This window comes from Pseudomonas sp. H1_A03, assembly GCF_054685145.1.
On sequence record NZ_CP162829.1, the window covers coordinates 4,514,134 to 4,530,570 of the forward strand.

Consider the following 16,437-nt stretch of genomic DNA (forward strand, 5'->3'; position numbering starts at 1 on the left):
TGCTGCGTAACTGGGGTCGTAACCTTAGGTGTCGGGACTTTTGCTGCCCCCGCCCTCCCCGCGCGCATTGTGAGTCTACCGATGCGCGTACCCCAAGAAGGAGACGCTTACATGGTCATTCACTTCAAGGTCGCAGGTCATTTAGCCTGTGGCCACCACGGCACCAACCTCCCTTCCAGCGTCGAGCTGAACCGAGTCAAGTGCCGTACCTGCCGCAACACCGAAGCCTACAAAGAAGCGCGCCGCACCCAGCGCAACGCTGCCCGCCGCGCCAATCGTAACGCCAAGACCCGCACCGTGATCGACTGGCGAAGCGCGTGGACGCAACGCCTCACCGACCTGCCCGGTTTGCAGCGTTTGCCACGGGGCTTCAGCGGTCAGCCCTTCGTATAAGCCACACAAACAAGAGCCCCGGCAAAACCGGGGCTCTTGGGTGTTAGTCGATCATCACTGTGCCACACTGTTTCGTAGTATTCGGTGTAGCCCCTCCCATTACCGGTGTGATTCATGGAGGCCCCCTCAGTTAGCCAAACTGCCGGAGCGGATAGCACTGAGCCACTTCTACGAAGTGCGAGGCTGAGGCTGGCGTGGAGTGCGCGCCTGGTCTGATCCGGCCTATCCACTAAGCGACCTTTAGGAGGTCTCGTGAAGCTCAAGAAAAAGGAACAAGAGCTCCGGCTGGTTTCAGTACCGTTGTGTGCAGGGATTATCTGCGCTACCGCTCGATGCATGACCCAAGGTTGGAATGAGTCGATGTTGTTCTCTGGGTTTCTGTTTGGAACCGTCGTTGGGGTTGTATTTGGCATTCCCTTACTACTGCGTAGTGACGCGAACGGTGCAAGCTCCAATGGCCGCAATCTTCTTAACGCCCTTATACAATCGCTGGTGGCCTGGCTACTGGGAGGCGCGTCACTTAAATACCTTCCGCTGGCGATTGGCTCTGGCATCGCTCTTTGGCTGTTTTTTTCCGCCACAATCTACGGAATAGAAAGGTTGTACGAGGGCAGCGACGAAACCCGGTATGCAGCGCGTGGCTGGGTATATGCCGTTCCCCTTTCAGGGGCGATAACACTAGGAACGGCCGCGGCGTTGTACCTTCCTGGTTCGGACGAGAGCATACCGGCATTCATCCTGATGTTCATGGTCGGGGGGCTGTTGAGCATGCTGGTTGGATGGCCGGTTCTGTGGTTTACCGAGCGTTACCTGCAGTCACCACTGCGTTACATCGCCGGAGGCATGATCACCGGTTTGTTGATTTGGGTATTCAGCGCTCTACCCAATCTGGTGGATGCCATCACAACATCATCCGCGAGCCCATTTGTGTGGCCGATGAACTTCAGCCACGGTGCATTGGTGTTCGTTTTTATCGGCATTGTCGCGGGGACCTTATGCACGGCAATCAATAGCTGCATTGGATTCCTTCGTTGACGCAACGTGTGAAAATGCATCTCGAATGGACTCATGGAAGGTTCTGGCTATCGCCACTCGATGATCAGTGATGACTGTCTACGCTGGGATAGCCGGGCGCCGGAAGGCGAATGAGACTGTGTGAGCAAGTGCTACCGATTGTGCCGAGCATTGATAAGCTGCTGGCATCTATCAGCCGCCTGCGGGTGAGATGCAGCCACATCGGACAGCACGCGGTACATCTCTTGCCCATCCGGAAACGGGTACACCTCAAGGTTTAGCGCGATCTTAATTTTGCGCAGATCTGTGCCTTCCACGAGCCAGCGCTCAGCAGTACGAGTCATTGCAGATCCGTTGTCATCCGCCTGCCATGCAAGAAAGTCGAATAGCCGGGCCACCTCCATGAAAGAGATTGAATCAGGGATATCGGCAAAAAGTCGGTCGGCCAGATTTTGCTCTCCAAACTCAACCGCTACTGCATGAGCTGCGCTGAACGCTTCAGTGTATTCGGGCTCGCTGCTCTCTGCTGCGATCACGTTTAACGCCCTTTCAACAATCTGGTGCATAGCAATAAATCCTCACCCATTCAAACCCCATGGGGTGTGCGCTACCGTAAATCAACCGAAATACCCATGAATTCCTTCAGTGGGCGCACAGTCTTTTCCTGCAAATTTCCACCAGTGGGCATGGGTTCATCTTTGATGCTTTCAAAGCACGCCTTCATCAGTCGACGACTCCTGTAGTCGTTCGGTAGCTCAATAAAATGTGCAAATTTGCAGTTTTCTTCATTGACGACATAAACGGGATCCTCCGCGCGCATCAGAAGAGCCATCAGTAGCAGAATCATTGATTACAGTCCTTGGCGGCACATTGGGCCGGTTTTGTAGCAGTCAACGCATTCAACAGCAACCACCCTTCACTGGAGCCTAGCCATCGCTACAGAGCGAAGATTGTCCGGCGCTTCGGTTGGAGTTTTTGGCTTTTACGAGCCGCCCTCGGTGCCGTAGATATCGGGCTTCTGTGCTGCGCCCATGTTTGCTCCAGGCAATAAAAAACCGCCCGGGGGCGGCTTCATGGTTTTCTTGGTCCAGTTGTAATCGACATAGGGGTCAATGTAAAAGCCGGCCATGCCGCCGCTGATGCGGTACAGGCTTTCCTTGCCAGGCTGCACCGTTGCTGCAATGGTTCGTATTGCAGCTCCTGCGCACAAACCTAAGCCCGCCAGGCCAGCGCCTAGATTTCGGCGATCCAGGCGGCAGGTAAAAGGTGACGCGCTACCCGGTGCCGATTTTTGCAGCTTTTCGACCATCGACGTATACGACAATGTCGCAACCCGAGCCAACGGCGTCCGAATCACGAACAACTGTGATCTTTCCGCTTTCGCCGGTGGGTTTCGATTGGAAGGCGTAAAAGCTGATACAAAAAACCCAGTACCTAGTCGAGTTTTACCAATCACATGGATGTCCATTAAGCTACTCATTCAAACTGGACAAGGACGACTCGCGTGATCACCTGCCATCTGAAGTATCAGATTGACCCCTATCAAATCCCGGCCTTTGAAAACTACTCAAGACTGTGGATTCGCATAGTCAATCGCATGGGGGGCACACATCATGGTTATTTCCTCCCCGCTGAAGGCGCAAACAACGTCGCTTACTGCCTTTTCAGCTTTCCGAGCCTTGCGGATTACGAGCGCTATCGCGAGGAGTCCAAAACTGACCCCGAATGCGTTAGTACTTTCGCGCTGGCAGCGGATAAGAGATTTATCGTCAGTACGGAGAGAAGCTTCATGCGGCCAGTACTTGACTGAAAGAAACAAACCCGGTCCGCAGGGCTTTTTATACTAAGGCAGGCACGCCCAGCAACGTCGAGAAAGAAAATGCAAAAATTGAAAATAGCGCTCATTATTTGTTTGTGCTTAGCTGTATTGGGCTGCGATAAAATCCAAGACGCACTAAAAACCAACGAACATAAAAACGAAATAAAAAACAAGTTTGCGCAAAGCCAAGAACTTCAAGATCTAGGAAATAACACTGCAGCCATTGCAAACTTTAAGAAAATTGAGGCAGACCCAGCAGCCACCAATCAACAAAAGGCTTCAGCCCTACGGTATATATCCCTTAGCTACTATGAGGCCGGTGACTACCAGAGTTCGGGAGAATATGCGGCAAAAGCAGCGGCTTATTACCCAGTTAACTCTTATTTCTATCTCGTCAACATGGCGGATGCAGATCTGATGCAAGGCAGAGTCCCCTCGGCCCGAGATCGCCTCGAACAGGCGGTCAAAATCGACCCGCACCAGCTTTCGGCAAACAACGTACTTGGCCTTTTGTATATGGGCGACAACGGTAAACAGTACACCGACTTCAAAAAAGCCCTAGAATTTAATCAAGCGGCTTTTGATATTGCCCCGGGGCGAGTAACTCAAATAGTTTTGGTGCGAAACCTAATAAAGCTCGAACAATACTCAAAGGCAAAGATAAACTTGGACGAGCTAAAACTAAAATATCCAAATGATGCTCGTCTTCGGTCCTTACAAAGCGAGCTAGATACAGCGAAAACTGTATCAAAAAATCATCAGTAACTCTTTAAGCGCTGTACAACGCCTAGGATTTGCCTAAACCACATGGAAACGCGACAGCGCAATCAACCGGGGTACACCATGTCCACTCTCACCTTCAAGTGAATGGGTCACACCAAGTGCGATGACGGTCTGATCGGGCTCTACGACCTAGAAAATATGCCCTGACATTTTCAACCACGCACCAGTAGACACATTCGATCGCCTCCCAGTCTGGCTACTTGGTTGTCATGTCGCCTCTCTGATGCTTGAAATAGCGGCGCGTTGCCGGTATTGATGGGTATCAATTCAATGGCAGGGAGCAGAACATGACATCAGCTATAGCCGACGCGGTAACCAGCTCGCAAAGCGCTAAGACAACCAGTAAGCCGAAGCTGGCCCGAGACGATCGCAGCATTCGCGGCAAGTGGTAATGCATCAGTAGATCTGGAAAAAGAGTTTTCCAAGCTCTCCTCCTAGGCGGATAAGATTCAAGAAGCACTTGAAGCTCGGTGATCCGCCCCTGCCGCACTCACCTGCGGCGCATCTCCTAACTAACGATCTGCCCTTCTGTGTGATTTAGTCGCTAAATGAAGGGCTGGCCTAGCAAGATTCTTATTCCCCAATGAAGAAAACAGCCCGAACACAACAACTCAATCATTCTGAAAAAAAACCTCGAATACTCCTAAGGGCTATCGCCACCTTCGGGGCCGGCCTGATAGCCGCCGTCCCACTTATTCATCTTGTGGGCTATGGCGCAGAAAAATTGGTAGACATCGGAAAAATTCAATCAACCGTCGAGGTGCAAGCCAAACTGATTGCCGAACTCCAAATTGAAAAGAAGACCCTTTCTGAGAAAGCTGATCAGCTACAGGCGAAAGCGCATGACCTAGAGCTGAAGCTAAACAGATCCGACTCAGATCTACATGCCACGAACCAACAACTGACTCAGCTAACAAATCTGCTTGGGGAGTACAAAAATCTCAACTCCCAATTAGGGAACCGCGTAAAAGCCAATGACCCTTGTTTGGCAATACAGCGTGTTATTGCGGACATTGAGGTAAAACTGGCGGTCAATCCGCCATGGTCACATGCATTACAGGGTGAGCGCCGGGAAGAGGCCATGATCCAACTTGAAAAGCACCAACAATCGCTTCGGTCTTGCCTTTCCCACGGCACAAAACGTTAGCTTGATGGCTGTCGACTCGGATTACTGAGTTGCTCAGCTGAGCTTCGTCAGCCTTGTCGGCAGCCTGGGCGGCGGCGGTGCCCGTCTTACGGGGCAACTCTTCCAGGCGCTTGTCCCGCTCACCCATAGCGGCGTCATAGGCTTTGCGGATGTCGGTCACCTGATTGCTTTGCTTCTCAGCGAGCGACCAGTATGCGGCCTGGTAACCAAGGACAGCCTCACCCCCAATGACGCGGCCGAGTTCTACATACAGAAACCGCAATGCTGGATGTCGCTGGTTGGCCGTGGTGTAGCGAATGTCTAAGTTCTCGAAGTGAAAGCCCTCAAAGGTCACGCCAACTAAGTGAGTTGCGGAGCGACATTTGAAATTGCGGACCGAAAACAAACAAGGGCCTGCATTAGCTTTCGCTCGCAGACCCTTGATTTTAGATGGTGCCCGAACCCGGAATCGAACCGGGACGCCCTTACGAGCGGGGGATTTTAAGTCCCATGCGTCTACCAGTTTCGCCATTCGGGCGGCAGCGCGTGTTGCAGGGTTGGGAATATATAGATCCAGTCGCGTTGGCGCAAGGTCGCAAGGCAGCTTTCTTGCACCACGACTCGGGCGAAAAAGCTCGTTAGATCAGTGATGTAGATGAAGATAACGAAGGAAAAACTGAGATTCCCGTGCCTCGATGCGTCGCCCACTCTGCTATCTTCACGCCCTCGCAACAAAATGCAAGCAACGCGCAATGGACTCACCAAGGGGGTCGTAATCGCCACAGCCTTCTGCCCTCCCAGACCAACAAGGACGTAATTGCTGATGAATAAGGCCCCTGCCCGGCTACGCATGACCCTTTCGATACCGGTTTATGCGACGTCCGTGGTGTTCTGGATACTGACCGTCTACATGAGTGTTCCTGCCTGGGTGAAAATACTCTCCAGATTTGTAACACCCGAGAAGACCGGAGAAGGCCTGGTTGATGTGCTCTTATCTGGCGTATTGGCCGCTGTGGCTAGTGGCTTGTGGATACTTGGCAGGTACATCCGCACTTCGAATTTAAGGCCGCCGCCGAAGCCTTCCGCCACTGAGGTTTCATAGCGCTCAACGTACAAACAACAATCCCGACGCGAACGTCGGGATTGTTGTTCTGAGAGGCCGATCAGTTGTCGGGATGCTCGCTCGCTACCGAATCGGCAGCATCCACGTCAGACATATCTTCTTCAAGAGGTGCCTCGTCGTCCGGCGGCAGCGGGATGTTGTCCTCATCGCGCTTCGGATCATGCCCGGCTTCATTATCTGTGCCGCGGGTTACGTCCTGCTGTGAAATGTTCCCGGGGGCATTTCTGTCGATTTCCATGCTGGCTCTCCGTTCTAGGCTCGGAACATCCGCGCGTAAATATAAGAGTGGGCCGGTCACGGCGAGTGCCAAGGTTTGGACGAACGGTGACGTCGGGTACCTCGATAATGAATTGCTCCTGCTACCTACACGCACTGTTTTAGACCATCACTTGTGCGGCCAAGTGCTTCAGGCATTCCCACCTATGTCGTCACCCGACACGGATTCAAAGAGCATCCCCACGGCACCGACCGTCTCCAGCCGGTGCTTGACCTCTTCACTGACGACTATCGCGCCCGAATATTTTTTCACTCTGAAAATGTGCTGATCGCCGATTTTTCCAGGGTCAATCACAAGCCGGGTGAATGCTCGATACTCACCCGCCAGATCGGGTCTGACAGGGTCATTGGGTTCGAACTTCTTGAAGTTAGATCTTTGCTCATCGACACAGTCTATTTGTGTCTCAATGATCATAAGAAAGTAGGTACCCCGGACTTCTTTATTAGCAATCAGCACAGGCTCGAATACGACATTGCAATAAGGCTCGTCCACTTCCGGCAACCCAGACAGCGCCTGACAGGCCTTTGAACTCAACACCGGCACACTGGCATAACCCGCCAGTGAATAGTCCGCCTCAGCGCCTTCAAAACGCACATCCAACGTGTAAGTCCCTGGCTCCATGAAATTGACGGGTGGCTCTCTGAAGTGCCAGTTATTGACGTGCCGTACGTCGCCAAGCGTCCATTTGTCCGCCATCATCATGTCCTGCCTGAGCCAGTAATACTTCACACGTATTCTCCAACAGCCCTTTTTATTAACCGAGCGCAGCTTAAAAGGATAACGTCGCTAAGACAGCGTGACTCAAAAATCTGTTCCGACGGGTGCAGGTATGCTCAGATGGCTCTACGCTCCCAACGCATCATCTTATGCGTCGACGTCGCCCACTCACCGTGTGGTGAGTCATTGGCGCTGAACACCAACTGCTCCCCTATTCGGAGACTCACCATGAATCCACACGCCACCGCCCTTGTCTTGATCGAATTCCAGAACGATTTCACCACCCCCGGTGGCGTGTTCCATGACGCAGTCAAAGATGTGATGCACCAGTCAGACATGCTGGCCAACACCGCAACCACCGTGCAGCAAGCGCGCAAGCTGGGCGTGAAGATCATCCACCTGCCGATTCAATTCGCCGAGGGCTATCCAGAGCTGACAACACGCGATTACGGGATTCTCAAGGGGGTAGCCGACGGCAGCGCCTTTCGCACCGGCAGTTGGGGTGCCGAGATCACCGACGCCGTGACGCGTGAGCCCGGCGATATTCTCGTGGAAGGCAAGCGCGGGCTGGATGGCTTTGCCACCACTGGCCTGGACCTTGTGTTGCGCAACAATGGCATCCAGAACCTGGTGGTGGCGGGGTTTCTAACCAATTGCTGCGTCGAAGGCACGGTTCGGTCAGGCTATGAGAAGGGTTACAACGTAGTGACCTTGACCGACTGCACGGCGACGTTCACCGATGAGCAACAAAAGGCCGCTGAAAACTTCACGTTGCCGATGTTTTCGAAGGCATTGCGGCATACCGCGTTTCTCGGGGCGTTGAGCGCCAAATAAGCCAAAAGGGGGCGACTGATTGATCAGTCGCCCCCTTTGCTTAACGCTCGTCATGCACAGCCGTTCCACCTTACCCGTTTAACGTCAGCCCCCGATAAGCCGGCACCGGCAGCTTGTGCCGCTGCGGTTGTTGCCGGGCGAGCTGTGCCTGCAGGTGTGCGACGGCATCCAGCACGCGTTGCGCCCATTGCTCGTCTTCCGGGTCCACGACCACGACGCGGAAACCGTGATCGAAGCCTTCAAGCTGAACGCCCTCGGAATCATCGACATGCAAGTCGATGTCGAACGCCGACGGCAATTTTGACGGGGTATTCAACAGTCCGCGTTCGGTGAGGGCCTGGTTGTGCCGCACGCTGTTGACCACACCGTCGACGTGGATGCCATACAGCAACAACCAGCGACGTATGTAGGACGGGGTCCGCCCGGAGGAGGTGTAGACCCAGACGCTGCAGCCTTGGCGACGCAGTTCGCGGGTCAGTGCACGGGTTCCGCTGCGCAGCGGCTCGCCCAGCCAACGGTGCACACACGCCGGCAAACGGCTGTGTTCGGTTGCGCTGTGGTGAAGCTGGCAAGCCAGCGTGTCATCGATATCGAACGAGATACGGATGCGCTGGCGCTTGAACACACGCTTGATTGTGTCGACCACTGGATACCTTCCCATCATTGGCCCCCCTGATAGACGGGCGCTGGTGTGTCGCTCAGGAAAAACTCCATTGGATCAGGGGCATTATCTTCCAGGAACGCTGCATACTTTTTCTTGATCTTGGGCAACTCATACAGCGCCATGACGCCATGCTTGGCGGAGTTGCGTATGACCGAGGACGGGTTGAAGTAGCCCTCGGCGTTGTCCAGCGTCAATACGAACGGCGCCAACCCCTCGCGCATCAGCAGGTAGCTGACGATCAGCGACCCACTGCGGTGATTGCCTTCAATGAACAATTGCGGCTTGCTGAGGACTCGCACGTAGACACCGGCTGCGCGCTTCCACACCGATTCACTGTGGTGCTTGCAGTACCAGTTATACAAGTCCTTGATGCCGCCCTCGACATTGTTGAAAAAATGCACTTCGGTCGCCAGCAGGTGCTGCGCGTATTCCTGCCGGCGTAGCGGGTCTTTGCCACAAAGCACAGTGGCATTGATCTCCAGCATCAGGTTCAGTTGCTGAAGGTCGAACAGGTCGACGCCCCGCGCCACATAGTCGTCAATCAGGGCATAGCCATCAAGCACATTCTGCAGCACTTCGTCTGTCAGCGGGTCGCGTGGCTCGGTAAAGTCCTGGCTGAGCTGGGCAAAACGGCTCTGTACCTTACGCAGTGCGCGTTCGATCGCGAGCAAATCAAGACGACGTGTTGCAGTCATTGGCAATCCTGAAAAACGGTGCATGGGTCAGCTGAACTTGCCGCTGATGTAGTCCCCGGTCATTTGTTCGCGCGGGTTTTCGAAAATCTGCGCGGTCGGGCCCATTTCCACCAGATAGCCGGTGCGAGTGCCTTGGGAAATATCCACCGAGAAAAACGCGGTGGTATCTGCCACACGAATCGCCTGCTGCATGTTATGCGTCACCAGCGCGATGGTGTAATCCTTCTTCAACTCGACCATCAGTTCCTCTACCCGGCGAGTGGCAATCGGGTCAAGCGCCGAGCACGGCTCATCCAGCAACAATACTTCTGGCTCGGTGGCGATGGCGCGGGCGATACACAGGCGCTGCTGCTGGCCGCCCGAAAGCGACAGGCCGCTGACCTTGAGCTTGTCCTTGACCTCGTCCCACAAGGCAGCGCCTTGCAGCGCGTGCTTGACGCGGTCGCCGAGGTCGCCTTTGTAGCGGTTGAGGCGCAGGCCAAAGGCCACATTGTCGAAAATGCTCATCGAGAACGGGTTCGGCTGTTGGAACACCATGCCGATGTAGCGGCGCACCACCACCGGGTCAACGCCCTTGCCATACACGTCCTGGCCCAGGAAATGCACGTGGCCTTCGAAGCGGAAGCCCTTAACCAGGTCGTTCATGCGGTTGAGGCTACGCAGCACGGTTGATTTGCCACACCCGGACGGGCCGATAAAGCCGGTGATCTTGTTTTTCTCGATCGGCACATGGCTATCACGCACCGCCATGAAGTTGCCGTAGAAAATCTTGTCCAGCTTGCAGTCCATGACCACAGGCGCCTGGGTGATAAACGGAGCGGCTATTTGCGCAGATGATACGTTCAAAATTCAGGTGCTCCCGTTCTTAATACTTGGGCTTGCCGAAAATACGGCTCACGATATTCACGACCAGCACGATCATCACCAGCACCAACGAGGCCGCCCATGCGAGCTCGAGCTGGTTGTCGAAGGGCATGCCGGAGAAGTTGTAGATCAGCACGGCAAGGGAGGCCGTAGGGTTCATCACCGCCAGGTTGCCGTCGTGGTAGATCCAGTAGTTGCTGAACAGCGCAGTGAACAACAGCGGCGCGGTTTCGCCGGCGGCGCGGGCCACGGCGAGCATGACGCCGGTGAGGATCGCTGGCATGCCGGTGGGCAAGACGATTTTCCAGATCACCTGCGAACGGGTGCAGCCCATACCGTAGGCGGCATCCTTCATGATCTTGGGCACCATCCTCATCGACTCTTCAGCCGTCAGTACCACGATAGGCAGCATCAGCACGGCCAGCGCAACGCCACCTGCCGGTGCCGAATAAGTCCCGGTGGTCATCACCACCAGCGCGTAGGCAAACACACCCGCCAGGATCGACGGCAAGCCGGTGAGCATTTTTGCGGCAAAGCGCGAGGCGTTCGCCAGCTTGCTGTCGGGGCCCAGTTCCGCCAGGAAAATCGCCGCCATGATGCCGACGGGCACCGCGATGGCGGCAGCGATACCGACCATGACGAACGTACCTGCCATCGCGTTGCCGAAGCCACCGCCGGTCTCGAACCCAGTCGGTGGCAGCTCGGTGAACACTTCCAGGCTCAGGCGAGCACCACCACGGGTGATCAGCATGTAGAGCACCGAAATCAGCGGCACGGCGGCCAGCAGCGCACCAAACCACACCAGGCTGGTCAAGATCAGGCTGCGCAGGGCACGGCCTTCGAACCGACGTTGCAGGCTCGGCATCGCGGTGGTGAGTGGAGACGAGAGGTCAGTCATTATTTAGTCCCCCGCTGGGCGTAGACCATGATCATCGAACCGATAATGTTTACCAGCAGCGTGATAAACATCAGCACCAGTGCGGCGTACATCAACACTTCGATCTCGTTCGGGCCGGCTTCGGGGAAGTTCAGCGCCAACAAGGCCGCCAGCGTATTGGCCGGGGCAAACAGCGAAAGGGAGATGTTGTTCGCGTTACCCACCAGCATGGCCAGGGCCATGGTTTCACCCAATGCGCGGCCGAGGCCCAGCACCAGGGAACCAAAGATACCGGTGGCGGCGGATGGCACCATTACCTTGAGAATCGCTTCCCAGTGGGTGGTGCCCATGCCGTAGGCGGCTTGCTTGGTTTTCATCGGCACACCCGTGAGGGCGTCCTGGGAAACGGCGGCGATGGTCGGCAGAATCATAATCGCCAGTACCAGTGCTGCCGGTAACAGGCCCGGCCCGCTCAAGGAGGTGCCGAAAAAAGGAATCCAGCCGAGCTCGGTATTCAGCCACGCCGTCAGCGGGCGGATGGCCGGGATCACCACATAAATGCCCCAGAGGCCGTAAACGACGCTGGGGATCGCGGCGAGCAGTTCAACGATGGTGCGAAACACCGCCGCCAGCTTGGCCGGTAAAAAATCCTGGGTCAGGAAAATCGCCATGCTGACGCCGAAAAAACCTGCGATCAGCAACGCGATGAAGGCACTGTAAAGCGTGCCCCAAATAGCTGGCAGAATGCCGTATTTACCTTGGTTTACGTCCCAGACACTGCCGAACAGCACATCAAAGCCGTGCTTTTCCATGCCGGGAAGTGCCTTGCGCCCTACTTCGAAGACCAGCGCGAAAACCAGCGCCAGCACCAGCACTACGCCTATGCGTGCAAGTGCACGGAAGGTGCGGTCAACCAGGAAGTCCTTCGTAGAAGGTGGCTGGCACGCAGAGTCCGGGTTAACCGGTACGACAAAAGGTGAGTTCATTGGCTAATTCCGGAACAAGGGGGGAACACGCCCGGCCTGGCTGACAGCCCATGCCGGGGTGGCCTGGCAAGCCTTACTGAATGTTGGCGGAAGCTTTGCGAACTTGATCGACAACCGATGGCGGCAGCGGGATGTAGCCCATCGAATCAGCGATTTTCTGGCCTTCGGTCAGGCTGTACTCGACCATTTCACGCATGGCCTTGGCTTTGGCCGGGTTCTCGTTTTTCTTGCGGAAGATCATCCAGGTGTAGGAAGTGATCGGGTAAGACTTGGCGCCATCCGGATCCGGCAACCAGGCCACCAGGCTTTCCGGCATTTTCACTGCAGCCAGGGCTTCTGCACCGCTTTCGGCGTTAGGCACAACGTATTTGCCGGCCTTGTTCTGCAGCTGGGCGAAGTCAACCTTGGCCAGTTTGGCGAAGCCGTACTCGATGTAGCCGATGGCGCCCGGGGTCTGGCGAACGGTAGCGGTTACGCCATCGTTTTTCGGCGATTTGATGAACTTGTCGCTGGCGGGCCAGTTAACCGTGTTGCCTTCGCCCAAGTCCTTCTGGAACTCAGGGTTGATCGCAGCCAAGTGCTTGGTGAACACAGCGGTGGTGCCGCTGGAGTCTGCACGCACAACCACGGTGATCGGCATGTCAGGCAGTTTCAGGCCTGGGTTGGCAGCGGCGATCTTAGGATCGTTCCACTTGGTGATCTTGCCCAGGAAGATGTTGGAGTAAACATCGCGCGGCAACTTGAGCTCTTTAGGATTGCCCGGCAGGTTGAACGCCAGCACGATCTCGCCCGCGGTCATCGGCAACAGTTGCGCGCCTTCAGCCACCTTGGCGATGTCTTCGTCTTTCATTGCCGAGTCACTGGCGGCGAAATCGACGGTCTTGTTCAGGAAGTCCTGTACGCCCGCACCGCTGCCCTTGGACTGGTAGTCAACCGTGACACCTTCGGTCTTCTTGCTGAAGTCCTTGAACCAGGTGAGGTAGATAGGGGCCGGGAAACTTGCACCAGAACCTGTCAGGCGGACGCTTTCCGCCGCAAATACCGAGGTGGCACTAAGAGAAACCGCGACGGCGAGTGCAGCAGACTTCATCAGACGTTTCATTCAGGAAAATCCTTGTGATTACGGGCTGAGGCACTCTGCAACAATCTTGTTACGGTTTTATGAATGTGGAATGGCAAAACGCCTTGTTGTCCCCCTCTCCCGCCGCAATTACGCATTTTGCTGTAATTGGTTCGTAACAAATTGCGTCTAAGACTTTGCCATCCCCCACCACGCGAGTTCCGCCCATGTCCTCAGTAGAAGACGCCTTGATACAGCGCATCCGCCGTGAACTGCTTGATCACAGTGATGAAGAGCTGGAACTGGAATTGTCCGAAGACGGGCATGACCTGAACGCGCTGTTCGACGAGCACGTCGGTGAAAGCAGCGAAAAAGCAGCGCGCAGGATTTATTTCAGCGAACTGTTCCGCCTGCAGGGCGAACTGGTGAAATTGCAAAGCTGGGTGGTGAAGACCGGCCACAAAGTGGTGATTCTGTTCGAAGGGCGTGATGCCGCCGGCAAAGGTGGCGTGATCAAGCGCATCACCCAGCGCCTGAACCCCAGGGTCTGCCGGGTTGCCGCCTTGCCTGCGCCGAATGACCGCGAACAGACCCAGTGGTACTTCCAGCGTTACGTCTCGCACCTGCCGGCGGCCGGCGAAATCGTGCTGTTCGACCGCAGCTGGTACAACCGCGCGGGCGTGGAGCAAGTCATGGGGTTTTGCAACGACGACCAATACGAAGAGTTCTTCCGCAGCGTGCCGGAGTTCGAGCGCATGCTCGCCCGCTCCGGTATCCAACTGATCAAGTACTGGTTTTCGATCTCCGACCAGGAACAGCACCTGCGCTTTCTCAGCCGCATTCACGACCCGCTCAAGCAGTGGAAACTCAGCCCGATGGACTTGGAGTCGCGTCGGCGCTGGGAGGCCTATACCAAGGCCAAGGAAGTCATGCTTGAGCGCACTCACATCGCCGAAGCCCCGTGGTGGGTGGTGCAGGCCGATGACAAGAAGAAAGCGCGGCTCAACTGCATCAACCACCTGCTTGGCCAGATGCCGTATGAAGAAGTCGAGCTACCGGTGATCGAACTGCCGCAGCGCGTGCGGCAGGAAGATTATTCGCGCAGCCCGACGCCACCGGAACTCATCGTGCCGCAACTTTACTAGCTTAGCTGCTCACACAAGAACGGCACACTGGCAAGCCTGGAGGTGGGGTGAAATGCCAGCACCCGCGTTGCAACCATCAGGTAAGCGATTTCCTCGGACGACATGAACGCCATGCCTCCGAGGATTTCGAACGCACGCGTGCTGATGCGATTGATCGCCTCCTGCACGGCAAACCGGGTGGCCTGCGCACGCGCCAGGTCAGCGCGCAGAAAGCGATTCTGATCGATCGACACCGCCAGGCCGCTTACCGCCATGGTGGCGCCCTGCAGATCAATCAGCAGCATCGCGCGATCATCCTGCGAGCCTTTGTTGGACGACAATGCACGTGATGCCAGCGCAGACGCCATGCCCAGGTAGGACGCCGAGGCCAGCAACTGGAACCAGATGGCAAACAGGTGCTCACCAGTCCCCTGTTGAACATCGTCCAACTGGTTATCGACGGCGTTGCTGAAGTACATCATCGACTCAGGCACCAGCAGATTATTGAAGATCACTTCGTGGCTGTCCGCCGCCTGCAAATGCGGCACCGACCAGAATTGTTTCCGCTGGATGTTCGGGTCGCCCGCTAGCCCCAGGCCGATACCGATATGGGTCTTGCCTTGAGGGTCGACGTAGTTGACGCCAAACGTGATCGCGTCGAAATGGTGCGTCATCGTGCACGGCTTTTTGCTGCCGCTTACCACGTAGCCCGCCGCTGTCTTTTCAACGGACAAGGTGGATTCCAGGATATTGGCGTGCGCCCGCCCCTCGGCAAATCCCGAGGCGACCAGCAGGTTGTCGCGTGCAACCACGCTTAACAGCCCTTGAATGTCGGGGAAAAACTGACTCGCCGCCATCATGCCGGCAGCGGTATGGTGATGCATGGTCATCATCACCGCCAACGAAGGGCAATGCGCGCCGACCCACGTATGCACCTGCGCCAGGTTCACCGCGCTGACACCTCCGCCGCCCAATGCGTGGGCAATGGATAGCCCGGGAGCACCCAACGTTCGAAACAACGTCGCCAGTTGTTTGGACCCTCCCCGTTCAAGTTCAATAAGTGAGGCAGCCTCAAGAACAGTCAATAACTCGGGAATACAGATTAACGCGACAGCTCTTTCTTCTTTCAACACCATATTCATTAAACCCTTAAACTATCAACCGAACCTCAAAACGACTGTTGAGACTTCAAGTAATGTCGTGCATAACGACTGTCCAACTTCGACAGCGGCAATAAGATAAAAAAGTCCGCAACGTTAAATTCCTTATCCCACGCAGGCACACCACATACCCAGCCACCGCTGCGTAAATAACCTTTGAGCAACGGTGGCATGCGCGGTATATACCCAGGCTCGAATGCCTCAATAGGAAAGGGTATGTGGGGGAGTACCCGATAGTCGGCAGGCGCCAGATTTTCCGAGGTGAAGCTGCGGTACAACGCCGCCGCATTGTGGCCTCCACCAGACAGGCTCACACTCGCGCACCCCATCAAATGGTCACAGCCCTCGCGCTCCATATACCTCGCCAGGCCTGACCACAGCATCATGATCACGCTGCCACTGCGGTACTCGGGGTGGACACACGCATGCATGGCTTCAACGGTTCTGGGGCGTAAAGACTCTAATCCAGTGAGATCGAATTCTCTCTCCGAGTAATAGTGCCCCATGCGTTGTGCCGCTGCCGGGCCCATCAGGCGATAGGCGCCCACCACAGCCGAAGTCCGGGTGTCGCGAACCAGCAGGTGGTCGCAATAGTCATCGAACTCATCAGTGTTTAATGCCTCGGGGTCAGCCAGTATGGACAGTTTAAACGTGTCGGTGAACACACGATGACGCAGGCGTTGCACTTCACGTACTTCATCTTGTGTCGTGGCGAGACTGACCACTAACTGTGCACGTTGCACGGGCGCAGTTGAATGTTCATCACGGGGTACCGGCTGAGATCGCATTTCTGTTCCTTTGAGTCACCGCGCTATTAATCAGCACGTAGTGAGCGAGACACTACATGCAGTTTTATATAGGCAGCGTAAGGAAACTCTGAAAGCGTTCGCGAACTTTTAACGCCCTTCCCTAATAATTAAA

The 16,437-nt window shown here is 55.6% G+C and carries 20 protein-coding genes and 1 tRNA gene; 7 read left to right on the plus strand and 14 right to left on the minus strand.

The window, feature by feature from the left end:
- The first annotated feature begins 111 nt into the window (after nt 1-111).
- Nucleotides 112-393: a hypothetical protein gene (locus AB4O35_RS21050; protein WP_065873006.1), complete on the plus strand. Its 282-nt coding sequence runs from the start codon at nt 112-114 to the stop codon at nt 391-393.
- A gap of 252 nt (nt 394-645) precedes the next feature.
- Nucleotides 646-1,428 carry a hypothetical protein gene (locus tag AB4O35_RS21055; RefSeq protein ID WP_065945280.1) on the plus strand — a complete coding sequence of 261 codons (783 nt, stop codon included), beginning with the start codon at nt 646-648 and terminating at the stop codon, nt 1,426-1,428.
- Between the two features lie 131 nt (nt 1,429-1,559).
- On the opposite strand, the gene AB4O35_RS21060 is transcribed toward AB4O35_RS21055, so the two are convergent.
- From AB4O35_RS21060 to AB4O35_RS21070, 3 genes are all read right to left on the minus strand, one after another.
- Nucleotides 1,560-1,973: a hypothetical protein gene (locus tag AB4O35_RS21060; protein WP_065945279.1), complete on the minus strand. Its 414-nt coding sequence runs from the start codon at nt 1,971-1,973 to the stop codon at nt 1,560-1,562.
- A 41-nt stretch (nt 1,974-2,014) separates the two neighbouring features.
- Nucleotides 2,015-2,254, minus strand: a complete 240-nt coding sequence (locus AB4O35_RS21065; RefSeq protein WP_065873003.1) for a hypothetical protein — start codon at nt 2,252-2,254, stop codon at nt 2,015-2,017.
- A 135-nt stretch (nt 2,255-2,389) separates the two neighbouring features.
- Nucleotides 2,390-2,875 carry a hypothetical protein gene (locus AB4O35_RS21070; protein ID WP_225930630.1) on the minus strand — a complete coding sequence of 162 codons (486 nt, stop codon included), beginning with the start codon at nt 2,873-2,875 and terminating at the stop codon, nt 2,390-2,392.
- 36 nt (nt 2,876-2,911) lie between these two features.
- Between AB4O35_RS21070 and AB4O35_RS21075 the strand changes: the two genes are divergently transcribed.
- From AB4O35_RS21075 to AB4O35_RS21085, 3 genes are all read left to right on the plus strand, one after another.
- Complete coding sequence (locus tag AB4O35_RS21075; protein WP_065873002.1) at nt 2,912-3,217, plus strand: NIPSNAP family protein; 306 nt, start codon at nt 2,912-2,914, stop codon at nt 3,215-3,217.
- A gap of 69 nt (nt 3,218-3,286) precedes the next feature.
- The gene (locus AB4O35_RS21080; protein WP_065873001.1) at nt 3,287-3,991 is read left to right on the plus strand and encodes a tetratricopeptide repeat protein; all 705 of its coding nucleotides are present in this window, start codon (nt 3,287-3,289) and stop codon (nt 3,989-3,991) included.
- A 601-nt stretch (nt 3,992-4,592) separates the two neighbouring features.
- Entirely contained in the window at nt 4,593-5,156 is a 564-nt protein-coding gene (locus AB4O35_RS21085) for a hypothetical protein (protein ID WP_065873000.1), read from the plus strand.
- A 430-nt stretch (nt 5,157-5,586) separates the two neighbouring features.
- Here AB4O35_RS21085 and AB4O35_RS21090 read toward each other — a convergent pair.
- The 3 genes from AB4O35_RS21090 to AB4O35_RS21100 all read right to left on the minus strand — a co-directional run bounded on the left by AB4O35_RS21090 (nt 5,587) and on the right by AB4O35_RS21100 (nt 7,264).
- Nucleotides 5,587-5,673 (minus strand) — tRNA-Leu (locus AB4O35_RS21090).
- Nucleotides 5,674-6,298: 625 nt separating this feature from the next.
- The gene (locus AB4O35_RS21095) at nt 6,299-6,496 is read right to left on the minus strand and encodes a hypothetical protein (protein ID WP_065872998.1); all 198 of its coding nucleotides are present in this window, start codon (nt 6,494-6,496) and stop codon (nt 6,299-6,301) included.
- A gap of 168 nt (nt 6,497-6,664) precedes the next feature.
- The gene (locus AB4O35_RS21100; RefSeq protein ID WP_065872997.1) at nt 6,665-7,264 is read right to left on the minus strand and encodes an imm11 family protein; all 600 of its coding nucleotides are present in this window, start codon (nt 7,262-7,264) and stop codon (nt 6,665-6,667) included.
- 216 nt (nt 7,265-7,480) lie between these two features.
- Between AB4O35_RS21100 and AB4O35_RS21105 the strand changes: the two genes are divergently transcribed.
- The gene (locus AB4O35_RS21105) at nt 7,481-8,086 is read left to right on the plus strand and encodes a cysteine hydrolase family protein (protein ID WP_065890940.1); all 606 of its coding nucleotides are present in this window, start codon (nt 7,481-7,483) and stop codon (nt 8,084-8,086) included.
- A gap of 70 nt (nt 8,087-8,156) precedes the next feature.
- Here the strand turns inward: AB4O35_RS21105 and AB4O35_RS21110 are convergent, their stop codons facing one another.
- The 6 genes from AB4O35_RS21110 to pstS all read right to left on the minus strand — a co-directional run bounded on the left by AB4O35_RS21110 (nt 8,157) and on the right by pstS (nt 13,274).
- Nucleotides 8,157-8,747 (minus strand): hypothetical protein, encoded by a 591-nt coding sequence (locus AB4O35_RS21110; protein ID WP_065872995.1) that lies wholly within the window; start codon nt 8,745-8,747, stop codon nt 8,157-8,159.
- Nucleotides 8,747-9,445, minus strand: a complete 699-nt coding sequence (locus tag AB4O35_RS21115; protein WP_065872994.1) for a hypothetical protein — start codon at nt 9,443-9,445, stop codon at nt 8,747-8,749. Before AB4O35_RS21115 ends, AB4O35_RS21110 begins: the two co-directional genes overlap by 1 nt.
- 27 nt (nt 9,446-9,472) lie before the next feature.
- Nucleotides 9,473-10,234: a phosphate ABC transporter ATP-binding protein PstB gene (pstB, locus tag AB4O35_RS21120; protein WP_010210300.1), complete on the minus strand. Its 762-nt coding sequence runs from the start codon at nt 10,232-10,234 to the stop codon at nt 9,473-9,475.
- A gap of 76 nt (nt 10,235-10,310) precedes the next feature.
- A complete protein-coding gene (pstA, locus tag AB4O35_RS21125) occupies nt 10,311-11,207 on the minus strand; it encodes a phosphate ABC transporter permease PstA (protein WP_065872993.1) in 897 nt (298 codons plus the stop codon).
- Nucleotides 11,207-12,172 (minus strand): phosphate ABC transporter permease subunit PstC, encoded by a 966-nt coding sequence (gene pstC, locus AB4O35_RS21130; RefSeq protein ID WP_065872992.1) that lies wholly within the window; start codon nt 12,170-12,172, stop codon nt 11,207-11,209. The genes pstA and pstC overlap by 1 nt, the downstream gene beginning before the upstream one ends.
- Before the next feature lie 73 nt (nt 12,173-12,245).
- Nucleotides 12,246-13,274 carry a phosphate ABC transporter substrate-binding protein PstS gene (gene pstS, locus AB4O35_RS21135; protein WP_065909387.1) on the minus strand — a complete coding sequence of 343 codons (1,029 nt, stop codon included), beginning with the start codon at nt 13,272-13,274 and terminating at the stop codon, nt 12,246-12,248.
- Between the two features lie 185 nt (nt 13,275-13,459).
- Here pstS and ppk2 point away from each other — a divergent pair, with 185 nt between their 5' ends.
- Complete coding sequence (ppk2, locus tag AB4O35_RS21140; protein ID WP_065945278.1) at nt 13,460-14,377, plus strand: polyphosphate kinase 2; 918 nt, start codon at nt 13,460-13,462, stop codon at nt 14,375-14,377.
- On the opposite strand, the gene AB4O35_RS21145 is transcribed toward ppk2, so the two are convergent.
- Both AB4O35_RS21145 and AB4O35_RS21150 read right to left on the minus strand, forming a co-directional pair.
- Entirely contained in the window at nt 14,374-15,492 is a 1,119-nt protein-coding gene (locus tag AB4O35_RS21145) for an acyl-CoA dehydrogenase family protein (protein WP_139132483.1), read from the minus strand. The two genes, ppk2 and AB4O35_RS21145, sit on opposite strands and share 4 nt — an antisense overlap.
- Nucleotides 15,493-15,524: 32 nt before the next feature.
- Complete coding sequence (locus tag AB4O35_RS21150; RefSeq protein ID WP_065945276.1) at nt 15,525-16,304, minus strand: GNAT family N-acetyltransferase; 780 nt, start codon at nt 16,302-16,304, stop codon at nt 15,525-15,527.
- Nucleotides 16,305-16,437: the final 133 nt, after the last annotated feature.